Here is a 20,267-nt window from a genome sequence, read left to right on the forward strand (position 1 = left end):
TGTCACTTTGACCTGTCACGTTGAGATCGGAATGTGGAGCGCATGCAGGTTCTGTCGGTCACGCCCGAAATCTTCCCGCTGATCAAGACCGGCGGGCTTGCCGACGTGACCGGCGCCCTTCCGATCGCGCTGGCTGGCAAGGGCGTCGCAATGCGCACGCTGGTTCCCGGCTATCCCGTCGTGATGGCTGCCTTCGCAAAGAAGAAACCCGTCTACCAGTATCCGTTGCTGCAGGGCGGCAAGGCTTCGATCCATGCCGTCAAGATCGGCGACCTCGATCTCTTCGTTTTGGACGCGCCGCATCTCTTCGATCGCCAGGGCGGCCCTTACGGCACCGCATCCGGCGCCGACTGGCCGGACAATTGGCGTCGTTTCGCGGCGCTCAGCCAGGTCGGCGGCGACATTGCCGGGGGCGCGATCTCCGGTTACCAGCCGGACATCGTGCATGCCCATGACTGGCAGTCGGCGATGACGCTTGCCTATATGCGCTACGGCAAGGCGGTCGGCGTGCCGTCGCTGATCACAGTGCACAACCTTGCCTTCCAGGGCCAGTTCGGCGCCGGCATTTTTGGCGAGCTCGGCCTGCCGGGCGTGGCGATGCAACTCGACGGAGTCGAATATTATGGCGGCGTCGGCTTCCTGAAGGCCGGTCTCCAGGCGGCCTGGGCGATCACCACGGTGAGTCCGACCTATGCGCAGGAAATACGCTCGCCCGAATTCGGCATGGGCCTCGACGGCCTGATCAACATGCGCGCCACCGACCTCTACGGCATCGTCAACGGCATCGATGTCGACATCTGGGATCCCGAGACGGACAAGCATCTCGTCGTCAATTATTCGGCCGAAACGCTTGCCGCCCGCGCCAAGAACCGCAAGGCCGTCGAGGAGCGTTTCAGCCTGGAGGCGGATGGCAGCCCGATCGTCTGCGTCGTCAGCCGGCTGACCTGGCAGAAGGGCATGGACATCCTAGCCGCGGTCGTCGACGGCATCGTCGCCGCCGGCGCGCGCCTCGCCATTCTCGGCTCGGGAGATGCCGGCCTCGAAGGCACGCTGCTAGCCGCCGCCGCGCGGCATCGCGGCCGCGTCGGCGTCGTCGTCGGTTACGACGAGGGGCTGTCGCATGTCATGCAGGGCGGCTGCGACGCCATCATCATCCCGTCCCGCTTCGAGCCTTGCGGGCTCACACAGCTCTACGGCCTGCGCTATGGCTGCGTGCCGGTCGTCGCCAGGACGGGCGGTTTGGCCGACACCATCATCGACGCCAACGAGGCCGCCTTGTCGGCAGGCGTCGCCACCGGTTTCCAGTTCGCGCCCAACAATGGCGGCGCCATGCTCCATGCCATCCAGCGGCTGGTCGAGCAGCATGCGCGGCCGGCGACCTGGGCCTCGATCCAGCGCCAGGGCATGAAGGCCGATGTCTCCTGGGACAAGAGCGCCGAAAAATACGTCGAACTCTATCGCTTGCTGCTTTCGAAAAGGGCTGCCTGAGGCATGATAAAAACCGTCCCCACCAAACCCTATCCCGACCAGAAGCCCGGCACGTCCGGCCTGCGCAAGAAGGTGCCGGTGTTCCAGCAGGAGCACTACGCCGAGAACTTCATCCAGTCGATCTTCGACGCGCTGGACGGTTTTCAGGGCAAGACGCTGGTGATCGGCGGCGACGGCCGCTTCTACAACCGCGAGGTCATCCAGAAGGCGATCGCCATAGCCGCCGGCAACGGCTTCGGCAAGGTGATGGTCGGCCAGGGCGGCATTCTCTCGACGCCCGCCGCTTCCAACGTCATCCGCAAATACAAGACCTTCGGCGGCATCATCCTGTCGGCGAGCCACAATCCCGGCGGTCCGCATGAGGATTTCGGCATCAAATACAATGCCGGCAATGGCGGCCCGGCGCCGGAAAAGATCACCGACGCGATCTTCGCCAGGTCGAAGGAAATCAAGAGCTTCAAGATCGCCGATATCGGCGAGATCGACATCGACACGATCGGGACCGTCAAGGCCGGCGACATGACGGTCGAGATCATCGACCCGGTCAAGGACTATGCCGAATTGATGGAGAGCCTGTTCGACTTCGAGGCGCTGAGGAAGCTGTTCAAATCGGGCTTCCGGATGCGCTTCGATGCCATGCATGCGGTGACCGGTCCCTATGCCAAGGAAATCCTGGAACGCCGGCTCGGCGCGCCGGACGGCACCTGCCGCAACTTCAAGCCGCTGCCGGACTTTGGCGGCCATCATCCCGATCCGAACCTGGTGCACGCAAAACATCTCTATGACGAGATGATGGGGCCCGACGCGCCGGATTTCGGCGCGGCCTCAGACGGCGACGGCGACCGCAATCTGATCATCGGCAAAGGCATCTTCGTCACGCCCTCGGATTCGGTCGCGATGCTCGCCGCCAATGCCAAACTGGCGCCGGGCTACAAGGACGGCCTGAAGGGCATTGCCCGCTCCATGCCGACCAGCGGCGCCGCCGACCGCGTCGCCGAAAAGCTCGGCATCGGCATCTACGAGACACCGACCGGCTGGAAGTTCTTCGGCAACCTGCTCGACGCCGGCATGGCGACCATCTGCGGCGAGGAAAGCGCCGGCACCGGCTCCAACCATGTGCGCGAGAAGGACGGGTTGTGGGCCGTGCTTTTGTGGCTCAACATCCTCGCCGCGCGCGGCGAGAGCTGCAAGCGGATCGTCACGGAGCACTGGGCGACCTACGGCCGAAACTACTATTCGCGCCACGACTATGAAGAGGTCGAGAGCGACCGTGCCAACGCCCTGGTGGATGAGCTGCGCGCCAAGCTCGGTTCGCTGCCCGGAACGAGCGTGCGCGGCCTGAAGATCGCCAAGGCCGACGACTTTGCCTATCACGATCCGGTCGACGGCTCGGTGAGCAAGAACCAGGGCATCAGGATACTATTCGAGGGCGGCTCGCGCGTCGTGCTGCGCCTCTCCGGCACCGGCACCTCGGGAGCGACGCTGCGCGTCTATATCGAGCGCTACGAACCGGACAAGGCCAGGCACGATCTCGACACGCAGGAAGCGCTCGCCGACTTGATCGCCGCCGCCGACGACATCGCCGGCATCAAGAGCTACACCGGCCGCAACAAGCCGAGCGTGATTACTTGAGGGTGCAAGAGAAGGCTCCCCCTTCTCCCCTTGTGGGAGAAGGTGGCCGAGCGAAGCTCGGACGGATGAGGGGTGCTCCAGCTTGGCGCAAACCGGCGTTCACATCGCCGGCGCCTCACTCCGTCCAACACCCCTCATCCGTCTCGGCGCTGCGCGCCGATCCACCTTCTCCCGCAAGGGGAGAAGGGGAGGCGCCCGCATGACCCAACTCGGCGCCACCATCACCGCCGAAGGCATCCGCTTTGCCGTCTGGTCCTCATCGGCGCGGCGCCTCTGGGTCTCGCTTTTCGACAACAGCGGCGCGCGCGAACTCGATCGGCTGGAGCTGAAGCCGGAAGGCGAGGGCGTGCACGCGCTCCTTGTCCCCGGCCTTTGTGACGGGACGCGCTACGGCTTTCGCGCCGACGGCGACTACGCGCCGGAGCGCGGCCTGTGGTTCGATCCCGACAAGCTCCTCACCGATCCCTACGCCGTCGAGATCGATCGTCCTTACCAATACCATTGGCGGCTTGCCGCCAAGCGCAACGAGGGGGCCGACACCGCACCCCTGATGCCCAAGGCGATCGTGGTGGCGCCGCCTGAGGCCGTGGCGCCCAAGCCGCCTCTGTTCCAACCCGGCGGCTTGATTTACGAGCTCAACGTCCGCTCCTTCACAAAACTGCATCCCGACATTCCGGAAGCGCAGCGCGGCACCATCACGGCGCTCGCCCATCCGGCGGTCGTCGAGCACCTGAAGCGTCTCGGCGTCTCGGCCGTCGAATTGATGCCGATTACCGCGTCGATCGACGAGCGGCACCTGCCGCCGCTGGGCCTCAGCAACGCCTGGGGCTACAACCCCGTCACCTTCATGACGCTCGACCCGCGTCTCGCGCCTGGCGGTCTCAAGGAGTTGCGCGACACTGTCGCAGCGCTGCGCAAGGCCGGCATCGGCACCATCCTGGACCTTGTCTTCAACCATACCGGCGAAAGCGACCGGCTCGGGCCGACGCTGTCGCTGCGCGGGCTCGATGCGCTGGCTTACTACGGGCATCAGTCGGATGGCCAGCTGGTCAACGACACTGGCACCGGCAACACGGTTGCCTGCGACCATCCGGGGGTGCGCGAGATGGTGCTCGACACGCTACGCGACTTCGTCCGCTTCGCCGGCGTCGACGGCTTTCGCTTCGACCTGGCGCCGGTGCTCGGTCGCGTCGATGGCGCCTTCGATCCGGAGGCGCCGCTGCTGCAGGGTATAGCCAGCGATCCCGTGCTCGCCGACCGCGTGCTGATCGCGGAGCCCTGGGATATCGGCCCGAACGGCTATCAGCTCGGCAATTTCCGCCCGCCCTATCTGGAATGGAACGACCGTTACCGCGACGATGTCAGGCGCTTTTGGCGCGGCGACGCCGGCGCGATCGGTGCGCTGGCGACACGGCTTGCCGGCTCCTCCGACGTCTTCGGCAGGAACGGCCGGCCGATGACCCGAACGGTCAACTTCATCGCCGCGCATGACGGCATGACGCTCGCCGATATCGTCGCCTATGAGCGCAAGCACAACGAGGCCAATGGCGAACAGAACCGCGACGGCCATAACGACAATCTGTCCTGGAACAACGGCGCCGAAGGCGAGACGGACAACGAGGCGATCAGCCTGGCCCGCTCCAACGACCGACGCGCGTTGCTCGCCACCCTCTTTGCCTCGCGCGGCACCATCATGCTGACGGCCGGCGACGAGTTCGGCCGCACGCAAAACGGCAACAACAACGCGTATGCGCAGGACAACGCCATCACCTGGCTCGACTGGGCCGGCCGCGATCAGGCCCTGGAGCAATACGCATCGTCGCTTGCCGCGCTGCGCCGGGCCTTTCCTGCGCTGGCGGGCACACGCTTCCTAACCGGTGAGCCCGCCGATGATGGAGAATTTCCCGACGTGGCCTGGCTCACCGAGGCCGGCATACCGCTCGGCGAGGGCGATTGGAACGATCCCGGCCGACACCGCCTCGTCATGCTGCTCGGCGATAGCCAGGGCGAGCGCCTCGCGATCCTCGTCAACGGCGACCGCCGCCAATGTGTCTTCACCTTGCCGGTGCGGGAAGGCTTCGAGTGGCTCTCAGCGGTCGAGACGCAACCGGTCGATCTGGCACGGCCGCTGCCTGGCCGCTGTGTGAGTTTCATGATTGAGCGACAGGCGGCGAACGGCCGCGCCAGGAAGGGATCGTAATGATCGATGGCAATGCTGGACAGGGTGCACAATGGTGGCGCGGCTGCGTCATCTACCAGGTCTATCCGCGCTCCTTCCAGGACACGACCGGCAACGGCAGCGGTGACCTCAATGGCATCACGGCCAGGCTCGCCCATATCGCTTCGCTCGGCGCCGACGCCGTCTGGCTGTCGCCCTTCTTCAAGTCGCCGATGGCCGATATGGGCTACGACGTTTCGGACTACCGCGACGTCGATCCGATGTTCGGCTCGCTGGAGGATTTCGACGCGCTCGTCGCCGAGGCGCACCGGCTCGGTCTGAGGCTCATCATCGACCAGGTGATCTCGCATTCTTCCGACAAGCACGAATGGTTCGTCGAAAGCCGCGCCAGCCGCGACAACGCCAAGGCTGACTGGTACGTCTGGTCCGATGCGAAGCCGGACGGCAGCGCGCCTAATAATTGGCAATCGCTGTTCGGCGGCCCCGCCTGGGAGTGGGATGCCACCCGCCGGCAGTACTACATGCACAATTTCCTCGCCGCGCAGCCGGATTTCAACTTTCACAATCCGGAGGTCCAGGATGCGCTGCTCGACACCGTGCGCTTCTGGCTGGAGCGCGGCGTGGACGGCTTCCGGCTGGATACCGTCAACTACTATGTTCACGACCGCTGGCTGCGCGACAACCCGCCTTTGGCCGCGAGCGTCGCCGGCACCAACGGTGCGACCAGCACCTATGCCTTCCAGGAGCATCTCTTCGACAAGACGCGTCCCGAGAATCTCGACTTCCTGAAACGCTTCCGCGCGCTGCTCGACGAATATCCGGATCGCGCCGCGGTCGGCGAGGTGGGCGACGAGGAGCGTTCGCTGCAGACGCTCGCTGCCTATGTCTCCGGCGGCGATAAATTGCAGATGTGCTACACGTTCGACCTGCTCAGCCCGCAATTTTCCGCCGCTCATGTGCGCGGCTGCGTGGAGGCGTTCGAGACGACCGCCCCGGACGGCTGGGTCTGCTGGGCTTTCTCCAACCATGACGTCGTGCGCCATGTCAGCCGCTGGACGCGGCCCGGCGAGAGCCCGGACGCGGTGGCGAAATTCTCGATCGCGCTGCTGTCATGCCTGCGCGGATCGATCTGCCTCTACCAGGGCGAGGAACTGGGGCTGGAGGAAGCCGAGCTCGCCTATGAGGATCTGCGCGATCCCGTCGGCATCCGCTTCTGGCCGGGCGTGAAGGGCAGGGACGGTTGCCGCACGCCAATGGTGTGGCAGGCAGAGGCGGAAAATGCCGGTTTCTCGACGGCCAAGCCCTGGCTGCCGGTGCCGCTGGCGCATCGCGCCCGCGCGGTCGACATTCAGGATGGCGAGGGCGGTTCCGTGCTCGCGGTCTACCGTTCGATCCTTGGCCTGCGCAGGCGCCATCCGGCGTTGATCGCCGGCTCCATCCGTTTTCTCGAGGCCGAGGGCGACGTGCTGGCCTTCATACGCCAGCAGGAGGATGAGAGATTGCTGTGCGTCTTCAACTTCGCCGCGGAGCCGGCGAACTGGGCGCTGCCGGCCGAGATCGGGGATGTCGAGATAACGGCTCTTGCCGTTGATGTCGCCGGCGTTCTTGGCGGCGTTGTCGGGGAGAGCGCGCTGGCGTTGCCGCCATTGGGCAGTTTTGTCGGAAGGATTGGCTGATAGCGGTCTACTGGACGAGCACCGAGCGGCCGCAGGTCGCGCCGGTCACGCGCACATCGGCCTCGCCGACATGCACGCCAATTGTCCCAAGCACGTTGTAGACCAGGCTGTCGACCGGCGCGGTCACGCCGTTGAGCAGCGTCGTCACCGCCGGCTTGACTGCGCCGAGCAGGGCGGTCACGTCGAGGCCGAGCCCCAGCGCGTTGACCGACAACGACAGGTTGTTGACCAGCGATGTCGTCAGCGACTGCGTCAGGTTCTTCGTCGAAACCGTCTTGATCGCCTTGTTGCCGATGTCGGTGGCGCTATAGGTCAGCGTGGTCGGCGCCATGTTGGTGATTGAAAAGGCCGACGATCCTTTGATCTGCAGCAGGTTGAGGTTGATCAGCAACAGCTTGAGGCTGACATCCGCGATCTCGGCGTCGGAGAAGGATTGCGGCTTGGTGAAGTCCGCGAAACCGCTGGTGTTGCTGTCGGCCAGATGCGCCTCGACCACCCCTGGTTGCGCGGCGATCGAGACCTTGATGCTGGAGGGGCCGGTCGGACAGGTGATATCGGTCAGCTTGGCCTCGGCATAGGCGACCTCGATATTGAGCGGCAGGTTGACGGCAAGCAGATTGATGCCGCCGCCGAGATTGGAATTGCCGACGGTGACGCTGGCATTTAGCTTGATGCGCGTCTGCGCCGTGCGCACCACGGTGCCTGCTTCCCCCACCGCGAGCCAGGGCGAGTTCTGCATGGGCTCGCCGATGGCGATGGCAAGCGTCGTCGATGTCAGTCCCGGTATGGTAGCGCCGAGATTGACCGCGACCTGGTTCGTGCCGTTGGCCAAAGCCGCCGCCGCCGTCAACATGCTGAGCGCGCTGGCGTCGACCGACAGCCCGGCGGGTTTCTGTCCAAGGCCCAGGCTGCCCACCGAGCCAAGGTCGACGAGAGTGCTGAGCGGAATCTTGACGGTATTGGTGGCGCTGGAAGCCATGGCCTGCAATGCGATCTTGGCCGTACGGTCCAGCCCCGGCACGTTGGCCATGGCGGTGGCGATCTGGCCGACCGTCGCCTTCGAGGCGAGCACGTCCGAATAGGAAACGCCGGTCAGCCTGAGCTGCACGGCAAGTTGGTCGACGAAGGAGAGCACGTCGACATCGGCCGAGATCAGCGAATTGTAATCCATCACGCTGAGCGAGATGTTGCCGCCGAGAAGGCTGCCGATAAGCGCGTTGAGAATGCCGCCATTGAGACTGGCGAGTCGCGAGCCGACCGAGAAAGCTGCCTGCGGCTGCGCGCTGGCGATGGCCGTCGTGCCGAGTGTGGGCGGCGCCATGATCGAGCCGGCGAAATAGAGCGTGCCTTGCTTCTTCAGCGACACCTGCACGGCATTGTAGGGCAGCTTGCCCGCCTCGAACCGGCTGCCGGCGGCAATGGTGCTGACGCCCGTGTAGCGCCCCGGCACGACCTGGACGACCGCCTTGGAGGCGGTTGGCGCCACGTTGGTGCCTTGTTGCTGCACCGCGACCGAGGTGATGCCGTTGTCGGCGAGCGTCGTCAGCACCGCCTGCTGGGCATTGGTGATGTTCGAGGCCGCGGTGATGGCGGCGAGGTCGACGATCGACTGCGCGGCACGGCGCTCGTTGTAAAGGGAACCTTCGTCGATCGCGAAGGCGGTCAGCGCCAGCGCCACTGGCGTGCACAGCGCCGTCATGACGGCGAAATTCGCGCTAGGGTCGGCGACGAGCCTCCTCGTCGCCGCCATCAATCCCCCCTTGATGGACATCATATGCCTCCGACACGAATCGTCGACTGGCGCTGTATCGTCGTGCCCGGCAGCGGCAGCGTCCTGAACAGGTTCCAGATCGGCAGGTTGCGCGCATCATAGGTGACGGAGACGACGAACTGGCTGCCATCGGCGACACTGTCCTGTGCGTTGACGGTCAGCTTGTTGGGATCGACGAACGGGTAGCCGGAGACGTCATGCGCGATGAAATCGGTGACCAGTGCCTGCCGCTCGGTCTGGTTGAGGCCGGCGATCGCCGTTCGCGCCGCATCGGCGGCGATCTGCTGCACAGAATGGCTGGCGCCGAAATAGATTCCGTATGCAACCATGCCGAGCAAAAGCAGGATGAAAACCGGCGCAAGCATGGCGAATTCGACTGCCGATGTGCCCGTGGCATCCGCCCGGAAACGACAGCACGAAGCAAGGAATTTTCGGTTTTTCAGCATGTTGCGGAGAATGCCAAACCCCGCCTGCAAAAACAGAAAACGCGTCGAACAACCGGCGGGTGTGCCAAGTTGAAGTTCGGTTTATAACGTTAGTTTTCGCTGTTTTAGCGTGATGACGCTCACTTTGCGTCAAGCAGGCAATGGTTGAAATAAGATTCCGCTCTGTCTAGTCTCCAGCCACCAGCAGCCGGAAGGGACCGGCGGCACGCCTGAAAGGGGCCGTTTCAACGGTTCCGGGGCGTCAACACTTAAGAAAGGCGTGGCTGAGGGGCTGCGCCGACAGGGAGAACTTCATGCTGAAAAACATGCTGAAGGCGACGGCGTTCGCCACCACCTTGGCTCTGGCCACGGGCTCCTTCTACACCCATGCTTTCGCCGAAACCGTCTACAACCGCGGCGCCGCCGCGGAGGCGGAGACGGTCGATCCGCACAAGACGTCGACGACCTACGAGGCCGATATCATACGCGACCTGTTCCAGGGCCTCGTCATGCATGACCAGAAGACGAACCTCATTCCGGGCGCCGCCGAAAGCTGGACGGTGTCCGACGACGGCACCGTCTACACCTTCAAGCTGCGCAAGGACGGCCTCTGGTCGGACGGCACCCCGGTGACGGCGGACGACTTCGTCTATTCGTTCCATCGGCTGGAAGATCCGGCCACCGCTGCGGAATACGCCTCGATGCTCTATCCGGTGAAGGGCGCCGAGGACTTCAACACCAAGAAAGGCAAGGCCGAGGATATGGGCGTGAAGGCGATCGACGCCAACACGCTTGAAGTCACGCTGAAGGCTCCGACGCCCTATTTCCTGGAGATGCTGACCCACCAGGCGACCTATCCGGTCAACAAGGCTTCCATGGACAAGCTCGGCGCCGACTGGATCAAGCCGGGCAAGCTGGTTTCGAACGGCGCCTACACTCTGGCCGAATGGGTCCCTAACGACCATATGAAATTGGTCAAGAACCCGAAGTTCTGGGACGCTGCGAGCGTCAAGCTCGACGTGGTCAACTACATCCCGACCGAGGATCGCTCTTCGGCGATGAAGCGATTCGAGGCCGGCGAGCTCGACAGCTATGGTGACCTGCCGACCGAACAGCTCGCCGATCTCAAGACCAAATTCGGTGATCAGGTCCGTGTCGGGCCATATCTCGGCACCTATTATTTTGCGATCAAGACTGACAAGGCGCCTTGGGACAATGTCGAGCTGCGCAACGCCATCTCGATGGCGATCGATCGCGACTTCCTCGCTGAGAAGGTCTGGCAGAATTCCATGCTGCCCGGTTATTCGATGGTGCCTCCGGGCATCGAAGGCTACACGCCGGCATTGGCCAAATACGCCGACACGCCGCAGATCGACCGCGAGGACGAGGCCAAGAAAATCCTGGAGAAGCTCGGCTATACGCCTGAGCATCCGCTGAAGATGGAAATCCGCTACAACACCTCGGAGAACCATAAGAACACGGCAGTCGCCATCCAGGAACAGCTGAAGCCGCTCGGCGTCGAGGTGACGCTGCTCAACACCGACACCAAGACCCACTATGCCTTCCTCGAGCAAAAGGGCAATTACGACGTGGCCCGCGCCGCCTGGATCGCCGACTACAAGGATCCGGAGACCTTCCTCGGCATCTCGCGCAAGGCGAGCGGCAACAACTACTCGAACTACAACAGCCCGGCCTACGAGGCTGCCATGGACAAGGCCGCGGCCGCCGGCGGCAAGCCGGAAGAGCGCATGAAGGACCTCGCCGAGGCCGAGCGCATCCTCGTCGACGACGTCGGCGCGATCCCGCTGCTCTACTACAGCTACCACGACATCGTGTCCTCGAAGGTGCATGGCTTCGACGACAATGTGATGGACATTCATCCGTCCCGCTTCATCTCCAAGGACTGACAATCAACCTTGGCCGTGCCGCCGCTCCCCGTTTGGTGAGCGGCGGTCACGGTCTGTCGTCGTGTCGGGCCGAAAGTCGGATTGGATTTTCGAGCATCCCGGTGCGAAGATCAGAGATGCCAGCGCGCCACGATCCCGTCTGGAGAGTTGTCGCCCTGGCTGAAGCGGGGCGCCGATGTTGCGTTATGTCTTCCGGCGGCTGTTGACCGCCATCCCGACGCTGTTCGTCATCGTGACGGTGGCGTTCTTCCTGATCCGCGTTGCCCCTGGCGGCCCGTTCAACCAGGAGAGGGGCCTGAGCCCCGAGATCAGGGCCAATCTCGAAGCCCAGTTCGGCCTCAACGATCCGCTCTGGCTGCAATATCTTCACTATCTCGGCAATCTTCTGCGCGGCAGTTTCGGCCCAAGCTACAATCTGCCGGATTTCACCGTCACCGAACTCTTCGCCAAGGGCCTGCCGATCTCCGTTCAGCTTGGCACGTCGGCGCTGGTTCTGGCGCTGCTGTTGGGCTCCGTCCTCGGCACGATCGCGGCGCTCAACCAGAACAAAATCGCCGACTATTCGGTGATCGCCTTGGCCACCGCAGGCAGCACCATCCCGACCTTCGTCATCGCGCCGGTGATCCAGCTTGTCTTCGGGCTGTCCTGGAAGCTGTTGCCGATCGGCGGCTGGGGCGACGGCGCTTTGATCAACAAGGTCGGCCCGGTGCTGACGCTGGCCTTGCCGCAGATCGCCATCGTGGCCCGCCTGATGCGCGGCTCGATGATCGAGAGCCTGCGCTCCCACCACATCCGCACCGCCCGCGCGCTCGGCCTCTCCGACTGGTCGGTGGTGGTCAAGCACGCGCTGCGCGGCGCCGTGCTGCCGATCGTCTCCTTCACCGGCCCGGCAGCGGCGGCGCTGCTCACCGGCTCGATCATCGTCGAGACCATCTTCTCCATTCCCGGCGTCGGCCGCTATTTCGTCGATGCCGCGCTCAACCGCGACTACACGCTGGTCATGGGAACCGTGGTGGTGATCGCGCTCTTCACCATCGTCTTCAACCTGATCGTCGATCTTCTCTACGCGGTCGTTGATCCGAGGGTGCGCTATGACTGACCTTGCCGTCGCCGTACCCGAGCCGATCGTCGGCCGCTCGCTTTGGGGCAATGCCTGGGCGCGGCTGAAGCGCAACCGCGCCGCCATGTTCAGCCTCTACTACCTGGCCTTCATCGCCGTCATCAGCGTGTTCGGCCCAATGGTCGTGCCGCACGAATACACCACCATCTACGGCGACTATGTGCGCATGCCGCCGAGCCTCTCGGCCTATCCGAAGCCCGACATGATACAGGGTGCGCTCACCGACGCGATCAAGCGCATGCGCGCCGACATCAAGGAATGGCATCAGGACGGCAACCGCGTCATCGTCACCGTCACCTCGACCAAGCCGATCGACGACCGCAACATCCGCTACCTCGACCGTTCCGACGCCTTTGACGACACCAGGATCGAGAACAAGTCGCCCGACGGCCGCGAAGTGACGATGAGCTCGGCCGTCAAGCAGCAATATTTCTACTTCGGCACCGACAACACCGGCCGCGACCTGCTTTCGCGCACGCTTATGGCTGGGCGCATCTCGCTCGCCATCGGCCTGCTCGCCGGCGTCGTCGCCGGCGTCATCGGCGTCATCTACGGCGCGACCGCAGGCTTCGCCGGCGGTCGGGTCGACGAGGTGATGATGCGCATCGTCGACGTGCTCTATTCGCTGCCCTTCATCTTCTTCGTCATCATGCTGGTGGTGTTCTTCGGCCGCAACTTCGTGCTGATGTTCCTGGCGGTCGGCGCCGTGCTGTGGCTCGACATGGCGCGCATCGTGCGCGGCCAGGCGCTCTCCATCCGCAGGCAGGAATATGTCCAGGCGGCGGAGGCCATGGGCGTCGGCCAGCGCGGCATCCTGCTGCGCCATGTCATCCCCAACCTGCTTGGCCCGGTCGTCATCTACATGACGCTGCTTGTGCCGCAGGTCATCATCCTGGAGAGCTTCCTTTCTTTCCTGGGCCTTGGCGTCCAGGAGCCGATGACGAGCTGGGGCGTGCTGATCTCGGTCGGCGCCAAGAACATCGGCTACGCCAACTGGCTGCTGCTGTTCCCGGCTTTCTTCCTCGTCTCAACGCTGTTTGCCCTGAACTTCGTCGGCGACGGCCTGCGCGACGCGCTTGACCCGAAAGATCGATAAGATGGGGACCGCTGACATGGCCACCGAAACGATCCTCAGCGTCAAGGACCTGCGCGTCCGCTTCCGGACCCTCGACGGCACGGTGGAGGCGGTCAAGGGCATTAGTATCAACGTGAAGGCGGGCGAGACCGTCGCCGTCGTGGGCGAATCCGGCTCCGGCAAGAGCCAGACGATGATGGCGGCGATGAACCTCTTGTCCTCCAATGGCGAGGCGACCGGCCATGTCGACTACCGCGGCCAGAACCTTCTGACCCTGTCGAAGAGCGAGCTCAACAAGGTGCGCGGCCGCAAGATCAGCATGATCTTCCAGGAGCCGATGACCTCGCTCGACCCGCTCTACACCATCGGCAATCAGCTGATCGAGCCGATCCGCCGCCACCGCGGGCTCTCCGGACCGGCGGCGCGCGAAGAAGCGCTGAAGCTGCTCAGGCTGGTGCACATTCCCGATCCCGAGCGGCGCATGAAATCCTATCCGCACGAAATGTCGGGCGGCCAGCGTCAGCGCGTCATGATCGCCATGGCTCTCGCCAACGATCCCGACATCCTGATCGCCGACGAGCCGACGACAGCGCTCGACGTCACCATCCAGGCGCAGATCCTGGTGCTGCTGGCCGAGTTGCAGCGCAAGCTCGGCATGGCGATCGTCTTCATCACCCACGACCTCGGCATCGTGCGCCGTTTCGCCGACCGCGTCTATGTCATGCGCCAGGGCGAGGTGGTGGAGGAGGGCGCGGCGGAAGCGCTCTTCGCAAATCCGCAGCACGCCTACACCAAAATGCTGCTCGCGGCCGAGCCGACCGGCAGCAAAGCAGCACCGCCGGCTAACGCGCCGGTGCTGCTCGAAGGCCGCAATGTCGAGGTCGTCTTCAAGATCGGCGGCGGCTTCCTCGGTGGCGAGCCACTGATGCTGCGCGCCGTGGACAAGATCTCGGTCCGGCTGAAGCGCAACCAGACGATCGGCATCGTCGGCGAGTCGGGTTCCGGCAAGTCGACGCTTGGCCGCGCGCTGCTGAGGCTCCTGCCTAGCGACGGCGTCATCCGCTTCGGCGACCGCGACATCTCAGAAGCCGATCGCCAGGCGATGCGGCCGCTCAGGCGCGAATTGCAGCTCGTCTTCCAGGATCCGTTCGGTTCGCTGTCGCCGCGCATGACCGTCGGCCAGGTGATCACCGAAGGGCTTCTGGTGCATGAGCCTTCGCTGACCGGCAAGCAGCGCGACCAGCGCGCCGTCGAGGCGCTGCGCGAGGTCGGTCTCGATCCCAACGCTCGCAATCGCTACCCGCACGAATTCTCCGGCGGCCAGCGCCAGCGCATCGCCATTGCCCGCGCCATGATCCTGAAGCCGAAAGTGGTGGTGCTGGACGAGCCGACCTCGGCGCTCGACCGTTCGGTGCAGAAGCAGATCGTGGAATTGCTGCGCAAGCTGCAGGCCGACCACGAGCTGTCCTACCTGTTCATCAGTCACGACCTCGCTGTGGTGCGCGCAATGGCCGACTACATCATCGTGATGAAGCAGGGAAAGATCGTCGAGGAAGGACCGACGCAGGAAATCTTCGACAATCCGCGCGAGGCCTACACCCAGACGCTGATGAACGCGGCGATCGATTCGACACGATTCCGCATCAGCGCCTGAGGCCGGGCGAGTCCGACCGGGCGCCGGCTCACTGCGCGGAGGGGCACCGTTGCTTTCTGGCCGTCACGATCGCCTGCTGCTGTTGCTGCAGCCGTTCGATCCGGGCGCTTTCGCGATCGGCGACCGCCGTCTTCACACGTTCGCCGCCGAGCAGCCAATTCGGCACGCTGGTATTGGCGACCTTGCCGCGGGCGATTGCGGTGCGCGAAATATCCGTGGCGGTGTCGCCCACCGCATTGTTGAGCTCGGCGCAGTTCATCTTGTCGTATTTCGCCGGGCTGATCGACGCGGTGGTCGACGAGCAGCCTGCTGCCAGAAGCAGCGTCGCGATCGAAATGGCTGTAGGCTTGAATGTCATTCTCTCAGCCGCTCTGCGGGTTCCGCGCTCCACGAACCCAGGACAGTACGCCATTAGGTCAAAGGAACGGCCGGCTGTCGAGCACAATAGGCGGCACAAGCCAATCGGCTCACTGTTCCACGAAAAAAGTCAACGAGGCGCGCGGGATGCAAGCATCCAAGTGCTTGTTTCTTCTGGTCGGAGTGGCAGGATTTGAACCTGCGACCCCCTCGTCCCGAACGAGGTGCGCTACCAGACTGCGCTACACTCCGTGACCAGACGGCGGGCTTATAGCCGCCGCTTTTCGATACTGCAAGCGGCAATGGCAGCACTTCTGTCGCATTTCGTTCGGCTTTCGTCGCGCCGGTCGGGACGGCAGCGGGTTGAGGCAGTTCGCGAAAGGCGAGCTCCAGCCTTGTGTGACCAACCATGACCCCGCTAAAACGATTTCTCCGGCCGCCTGGAGTCCCGAATCTTGCCTCAGCGCATCGTCAGTTTCGTCATGAGTGGCGGCGTCGGCTCGCGGCTGTGGCCGCTGTCGCGCGAGGACAACCCCAAGCAGTTCCACGATTTTTCCGGCGATGGCTCGATGCTGGCCAGGACCTTGCGCCGGCTGGCGGCGCGGCCGGACGGCGAGACGCCGATCTTCCTGATAGCCGCGGAACGTCACGCCGAGCGTGTCCATGCCGCCCTTGCCGGCGTTGATCTCAAGGGCGGCGGACCTTTGTTCGAGCCGACGGGCCGCAACACAGCCGCCGCCGTCGCGCTGGCCAGCCTGCGCACGCTCTCCGAATATGGCGACGAGCTGGTGCTGGTGGTGCCGTCTGACCATGAGATCTCGACGACCGCTCAGTTCTGGCAAAGCATCGAGGCGGGCGCGGCCGCGGCAAATGCCGGGCGGCTCGTGGTGTTCGGCTTGAAGCCGACCCAGCCCGAGACCGGATATGGCTATATCGAGGTCGGGGCGGACAGGGGCGGCGTGTTCGACGTCTCGCGCTTTGTCGAGAAGCCGGATCTCGCCACCGCGCAGGCCTATCTCGACGCCGGCAATTTCTACTGGAACACCGGCATCTTCCTGTTCCGCGCCGGCGCCATGCGCGACGCCTTCGCGGCCTATGAGCCAAAAATCTGGCAGGCGACCGAAGCTGTCTACAAGGCGGCAACCAGCGATCTCTCGGGCCTTTACATGCCGCTGGAACTCTACTCGGCCATCCCGTCGACCTCGATCGACTACGCCATCATGGAGCGGGCCAAGGACATCGCCATGGTGCCGGCCGGCTTCCGCTGGAACGATCTCGGCTCTTGGCAGTCGCTGCTCGATGTCGGCCCGTCCGACAAGGACGGCAACGTCATCCTCGGCGATGTCGTCGCCATCGATTGCGAAAACTCCTATATCCGCGGCGATGGCCGTCTGCTTTCGGCGATCGGCATGAAGGATGTCGCTATCGTTTCGACGGCCGACGCCACCTTCGTCGCGCCGGTCAGCCACAGCCAGCACGTCAAGAAGATCGTCGAGCAGCTGGAGAAATCCGGCCGGCTGGAGACGCGATTCACGCCGGCGCATGACCGCGTCATCGAGAGTGGCGCATGGCGGCGGCGCGTGCGCCACTGGCTGTTCGAGGAGACGCTGCCGCTGTGGTCGACGGTCGGCGTCGATCAGCGCCATGGCGGCTTCCACGAAGCGCTCGGCTTCGACGCCGCGCCGTTGATGAAACCCAAGCGAATGCGCACGCAGGCGCGCCAGGTCTACGCCTTCGCGGTGGCCAGGGAGCGTGGCTGGGACGGTCCGGCGGACAGGCTGATCGCCCACGGTATCGACTTCATGGCTGGTCAGGGCCGCACCGTGCGCGGCGGCTGGGTGCGCACGCTCAACATCGATGGCTCGGTCGCCGATCCTGTCGAGGATGCCTACGATCATTCCTGCGTGCTCCTGGCGCTGGCGCACGCCCACATGTCGGGCCATCCAGATGCGTTGCGGCTCGGCGAGGAGACGTTTGCCTTCCTCGACGCGCATCTGGAAGACAGCCGCATGACCGGTTTTCTGGAAACCTCCGACGGGGCGGAGGAGCGGCGTTCCAACCCGCATATGCATCTGCTCGAGGCCTTCCTCGCCTGGCACAAGGCGACGGGCGAGCGCGCCTATCTGCGCCGCGCGGCGCGCATCATCGACCTCTTCCGCAGTCATTTCTTCGATGCCGAAAGCTGGACGATCGGCGAGTATTTCGACGTGGACTGGAAGCCGGCCGCGGGCGAGAAGGGGACCTGGACCGAGCCTGGCCATCATTTCGAATGGGCCTCGCTGCTGGTCGATTTCGCCGCCCGCAGCGGCCAGAGCGAGCTCACCGCCTTCGCCCGCAAGCTTTATGCCTCGGCCATTGCCAACGGCCTGAACCGCTCAACCGGCCTCGCCTATGGCGCGGTCTCGCGCCAGGGTCTGCCGCTCGACACGGTCTCGCGAAGCTGGCCGCAGGCCGAGGCGATCAAGGCGGCGATCGCGCTTGACGGGTCGGGCGGGCCGGACCTCAAGCCCGAGATCGAGGCGCGCGTCGGCCGCCTGTTCCGCTGGCACATCGATCCGGCGCCGCTCGGCCTGTGGATCGACCGCATCGACGAGCGCGGCCGCTCACTGGCGACCGAGGTGCCGGCCAGCATCTTCTATCATCTGGTCTATGCGCTGACGCAGTATCTGGACGGAACGGCGCAGATGGGGTGAGCCGGTTTCCGGCACGGCCCGATCAAACACCTTCGTCATGGCGTCACGCTCCCGCGGACGATCAGCGCCAGCAGCGCGACGACCGGCGGCGCCGCGAATGACCAGACACCGATCTGCACATGGAGCAGCGCGGCCGTTCCGCATCCGAGAGCGAAGACGGCCACCATGCCCGACATCCGCGCGAGGCGCGACCGTGACGCGGCAGTATCCTCGGCGGACGAGCCGTAGATCAGGTCGGCCAGGTCAAGCATGATCTGGGTCGTGGTGCCCGTCATCAGCGTCGAAGGCGGCAGGCTGGCGAGATGGACGCGATGCGCGGCGTTCTGCACCGCCATGGCCGAAACCAATATCATTCCCGTTACGATGGCGGCCCAATGGTCGCCATCCGGGAAAGGCCCGAGCCGGACCGCCAGAACGGCGGCTGCGATCAGCAATACGAGCTTGATCGTCAGCAGGTAACGAAAGACCGGCGCTTCGCGGTGTCTCAGCGTGTTCGACAACAGCCGGCTGAGGATGACAACAGCGCAAAAGACCGGCAGCGCAAGCAGCTTCGACAGGGCGCCCGACGTGCCGAGCGCCAGGGAGGCGCCGAGCGTCACAAAGTTGCCGGTGACATGCGCGGTAAACAGCCCCTGGAGCGCCAGGAAACCCATCGTGTCGACATAGCCGCCGTTGAAGCCGAGCAGCAGCGGCAACACGACGGCTCGCTTGTCCTTGGCTTCACCCGCCATCTTGGCCTCCTTTGCCTCCGGCAAGGTTGTGGCAAACCGCGGCAAGGAGAACAGCGCGATGATCTGCCGAAACGGATCGCGATATCAATAAGGCGCCGCTACGTCACCCGTCTCGACATAAACCGCCTTGAGCTGCGAATAATGCGCCAGCGCGGCAAGCGAGTTCTCGCGGCCGATGCCGGACTGCTTGACGCCGCCGAAGGGCATTTCGACCGGAGTCAGATTGTAGGCGTTGATCCAGCAGGTGCCGGCCTGCAGCTCGGCGATCACCCGATGCGCACGCGGCAGGTCTCGCGTGAACACGCCGGCCGCCAGCCCAAACTCGGTGTCGTTGGCGCGCTCGATCACCTCGTCCTCGCTGTCGAACTTCAAGACGCTCATCACCGGTCCGAAAATCTCCTCGCGCGCGATGCGCATCGTGTCGGTGACATTGGTGAACACGGTCGGCTCGATGAAGAAACCGCTCTCGAAACCTTGCAGCGACGGCACGTTCCCGCCGCAGGCCAGCTGAGCGCCATCCTGCTTGCCGGCTTCGATGTACGAGACGACCTTCTCCTGCTGCGCCTTGTTGACCAGCGGCCCCATCTGCGTTTCCGGGTCGAGCGGGTCGCCGATGCGGATCTTCTTGGTGCGCTCGACCAGCCGCTCGACGAAGCGATCATGCAGGCCTTTCTGCACGAAGACGCGCGTACCGTTGGAGCAGATTTGCCCGGTCGAATAGAAATTGCCGAGCATGGCGCCGCCGATGGCGTTCTCGAGATCGGCGTCATCGAAGACGATCAGCGGCGACTTGCCGCCGAGCTCCATCGTCGCGTGCTTCATCTTGGAGCCGGCGAGCGACAGCACCTTGCGGCCGGTCGGCACCGAGCCGGTCACCGAAACTTTTGCCACCACATCATGGCCGACGAGGCCGGCGCCGACATCGCCATAACCCTGCACGACATTGAACAACCCGTCGGGCAGGCCGGCCTCCGAGTAGATCTCGGCCAGCGCCAGGGCCGAAAGCGGCGTGTTCTCCGAAGGTTTGAACACCATGGCATTGCCCATGGCCAAAGCCGGCGCCGACTTCCAGCCGGCGATCTGGATCGGATAGTTCCAGGCGCCGATGCCGACGCAGACGCCGAGCGGCTCGCGGCGCGTGTAGGCGAATGGTCCGCCGAGATCGATCATCTCGCCGTTGAAGGCGGCGACCGCTCCGGCGAAATATTCCAGGCAGTCGGCGGCGGAAGGGGCGTCCGCCACCAGTGTCTCCTGGATCGCCTTGCCGGTGTCGAGCGTCTCGATGCGCGCCAGATCGGCGTTGCGTGCGCGCAAAATGTCGGCGGCGCGGCGCAGGATGCGGCCGCGCTCGACGGGCTTCAGCCGCGCCCAGGCCGGCTGCGCGGAGCGGGCCGCCTCGATCGCCAGCTCCAGCACGTTCGGCGTCGCCGAATGCAGGGTGGCGATGGTCTCGCCGGTTGCCGGATAGATCACCGGCAGCGGCGTGCCGCCCTCATCCTCGATATAGCGGCCGTTGACATAGTGCGATGCGGTCGGCTGGGCGCGCATGGCTTTCTCCA

The 20,267-nt window shown here is 64.6% G+C and carries 14 protein-coding genes and 1 tRNA gene; 9 read left to right on the forward strand and 6 right to left on the reverse strand.

All coding sequences use genetic code 11. The annotated features are described in order from the left end of the window. The first annotated feature begins 42 nt into the window (after positions 1–42). The 4 genes from glgA (at position 43) to EOA23_RS05780 (ending at position 6,975) form a co-directional block, all read left to right on the forward strand. Positions 43–1,488, forward strand: coding sequence for a glycogen synthase GlgA (gene glgA, locus EOA23_RS05765; protein WP_127303201.1), 1,446 nt, complete (start codon positions 43–45; stop codon positions 1,486–1,488). 3 nt (positions 1,489–1,491) lie between these two features. Continuing rightward, entirely contained in the window at positions 1,492–3,120 is a 1,629-nt protein-coding gene (locus EOA23_RS05770) for an alpha-D-glucose phosphate-specific phosphoglucomutase (RefSeq protein ID WP_127303202.1), read from the forward strand. A 199-nt stretch (positions 3,121–3,319) separates the two neighbouring features. Beyond that, complete coding sequence (gene glgX, locus EOA23_RS05775; RefSeq protein WP_127303203.1) at positions 3,320–5,320, forward strand: glycogen debranching protein GlgX; 2,001 nt, start codon at positions 3,320–3,322, stop codon at positions 5,318–5,320. Further along, positions 5,320–6,975 carry an alpha-glucosidase family protein gene (locus tag EOA23_RS05780; RefSeq protein ID WP_127303204.1) on the forward strand — a complete coding sequence of 552 codons (1,656 nt, stop codon included), beginning with the start codon at positions 5,320–5,322 and terminating at the stop codon, positions 6,973–6,975. The genes glgX and EOA23_RS05780 overlap by 1 nt, the downstream gene beginning before the upstream one ends. Before the next feature lie 7 nt (positions 6,976–6,982). Here the strand turns inward: EOA23_RS05780 and EOA23_RS05785 are convergent, their stop codons facing one another. Both EOA23_RS05785 and EOA23_RS05790 read right to left on the reverse strand, forming a co-directional pair. Next, positions 6,983–8,746, reverse strand: coding sequence for a TadG family pilus assembly protein (locus EOA23_RS05785; RefSeq protein WP_245474006.1), 1,764 nt, complete (start codon positions 8,744–8,746; stop codon positions 6,983–6,985). Then, positions 8,746–9,111, reverse strand: coding sequence for a TadE/TadG family type IV pilus assembly protein (locus EOA23_RS05790; RefSeq protein ID WP_245456575.1), 366 nt, complete (start codon positions 9,109–9,111; stop codon positions 8,746–8,748). The genes EOA23_RS05785 and EOA23_RS05790 overlap by 1 nt, the downstream gene beginning before the upstream one ends. 374 nt (positions 9,112–9,485) lie before the next feature. Between EOA23_RS05790 and EOA23_RS05795 the strand changes: the two genes are divergently transcribed. The 4 genes from EOA23_RS05795 (at position 9,486) to EOA23_RS05810 (ending at position 14,927) form a co-directional block, all read left to right on the forward strand. Next, complete coding sequence (locus EOA23_RS05795; RefSeq protein WP_126062025.1) at positions 9,486–11,078, forward strand: peptide ABC transporter substrate-binding protein; 1,593 nt, start codon at positions 9,486–9,488, stop codon at positions 11,076–11,078. A gap of 175 nt (positions 11,079–11,253) precedes the next feature. Continuing rightward, entirely contained in the window at positions 11,254–12,177 is a 924-nt protein-coding gene (locus EOA23_RS05800) for an ABC transporter permease subunit (RefSeq protein ID WP_126062024.1), read from the forward strand. Continuing rightward, positions 12,170–13,294 carry an ABC transporter permease subunit gene (locus EOA23_RS05805; RefSeq protein WP_127303207.1) on the forward strand — a complete coding sequence of 375 codons (1,125 nt, stop codon included), beginning with the start codon at positions 12,170–12,172 and terminating at the stop codon, positions 13,292–13,294. The genes EOA23_RS05800 and EOA23_RS05805 overlap by 8 nt, the downstream gene beginning before the upstream one ends. A 16-nt stretch (positions 13,295–13,310) precedes the next feature. After that, positions 13,311–14,927 (forward strand): ABC transporter ATP-binding protein, encoded by a 1,617-nt coding sequence (locus tag EOA23_RS05810; RefSeq protein WP_127303208.1) that lies wholly within the window; start codon positions 13,311–13,313, stop codon positions 14,925–14,927. Between the two features lie 28 nt (positions 14,928–14,955). Here EOA23_RS05810 and EOA23_RS05815 read toward each other — a convergent pair whose 3' ends face one another. Both EOA23_RS05815 and EOA23_RS05820 read right to left on the reverse strand, forming a co-directional pair. Continuing rightward, complete coding sequence (locus EOA23_RS05815; RefSeq protein ID WP_126062021.1) at positions 14,956–15,285, reverse strand: hypothetical protein; 330 nt, start codon at positions 15,283–15,285, stop codon at positions 14,956–14,958. 174 nt (positions 15,286–15,459) lie between these two features. After that, a tRNA-Pro gene (locus tag EOA23_RS05820) sits at positions 15,460–15,536 on the reverse strand. A 203-nt stretch (positions 15,537–15,739) separates the two neighbouring features. Here EOA23_RS05820 and EOA23_RS05825 point away from each other — a divergent pair. After that, positions 15,740–17,977 (forward strand): AGE family epimerase/isomerase, encoded by a 2,238-nt coding sequence (locus EOA23_RS05825; RefSeq protein WP_127303209.1) that lies wholly within the window; start codon positions 15,740–15,742, stop codon positions 17,975–17,977. 35 nt (positions 17,978–18,012) lie between these two features. Here EOA23_RS05825 and EOA23_RS05830 read toward each other — a convergent pair whose 3' ends face one another. Further along, positions 18,013–18,708 (reverse strand): YoaK family protein, encoded by a 696-nt coding sequence (locus EOA23_RS05830; protein ID WP_127303210.1) that lies wholly within the window; start codon positions 18,706–18,708, stop codon positions 18,013–18,015. 84 nt (positions 18,709–18,792) lie between these two features. After that, positions 18,793–20,256 carry a betaine-aldehyde dehydrogenase gene (betB, locus tag EOA23_RS05835; protein ID WP_127303211.1) on the reverse strand — a complete coding sequence of 488 codons (1,464 nt, stop codon included), beginning with the start codon at positions 20,254–20,256 and terminating at the stop codon, positions 18,793–18,795. Between the last annotated feature and the right edge of the window lie 11 nt (positions 20,257–20,267).

The organism is Mesorhizobium sp. M2A.F.Ca.ET.042.01.1.1, from assembly GCF_003997405.1.
Taxonomy (GTDB): Bacteria; Pseudomonadota; Alphaproteobacteria; order Rhizobiales; family Rhizobiaceae; genus Mesorhizobium.

Excerpts from the sequence above, each read along its gene's own strand:
- glgA (WP_127303201.1), top strand. The coding sequence starts at position 43 with ATGCAGGTTCTGTCGGTCACGCCCGAAATCTTCCCGCTGATCAAGACC.
- EOA23_RS05805 (WP_127303207.1), top strand. The coding sequence starts at position 12,170 with ATGACTGACCTTGCCGTCGCCGTACCCGAGCCGATCGTCGGCCGCTCG.
- EOA23_RS05800 (WP_126062024.1), top strand. The coding sequence starts at position 11,254 with ATGTTGCGTTATGTCTTCCGGCGGCTGTTGACCGCCATCCCGACGCTG.
- EOA23_RS05815 (WP_126062021.1), bottom strand. The coding sequence starts at position 15,285 with ATGACATTCAAGCCTACAGCCATTTCGATCGCGACGCTGCTTCTGGCA.
- betB (WP_127303211.1), bottom strand. The coding sequence starts at position 20,256 with ATGCGCGCCCAGCCGACCGCATCGCACTATGTCAACGGCCGCTATATC.
- glgX (WP_127303203.1), top strand. The coding sequence starts at position 3,320 with ATGACCCAACTCGGCGCCACCATCACCGCCGAAGGCATCCGCTTTGCC.
- EOA23_RS05780 (WP_127303204.1), top strand. The coding sequence starts at position 5,320 with ATGATCGATGGCAATGCTGGACAGGGTGCACAATGGTGGCGCGGCTGC.
- EOA23_RS05790 (WP_245456575.1), bottom strand. The coding sequence starts at position 9,111 with ATGCTTGCGCCGGTTTTCATCCTGCTTTTGCTCGGCATGGTTGCATAC.
- EOA23_RS05770 (WP_127303202.1), top strand. The coding sequence starts at position 1,492 with ATGATAAAAACCGTCCCCACCAAACCCTATCCCGACCAGAAGCCCGGC.
- EOA23_RS05830 (WP_127303210.1), bottom strand. The coding sequence starts at position 18,708 with ATGGCGGGTGAAGCCAAGGACAAGCGAGCCGTCGTGTTGCCGCTGCTG.
- EOA23_RS05795 (WP_126062025.1), top strand. The coding sequence starts at position 9,486 with ATGCTGAAAAACATGCTGAAGGCGACGGCGTTCGCCACCACCTTGGCT.
- EOA23_RS05785 (WP_245474006.1), bottom strand. The coding sequence starts at position 8,746 with ATGTCCATCAAGGGGGGATTGATGGCGGCGACGAGGAGGCTCGTCGCC.
- EOA23_RS05810 (WP_127303208.1), top strand. The coding sequence starts at position 13,311 with ATGGCCACCGAAACGATCCTCAGCGTCAAGGACCTGCGCGTCCGCTTC.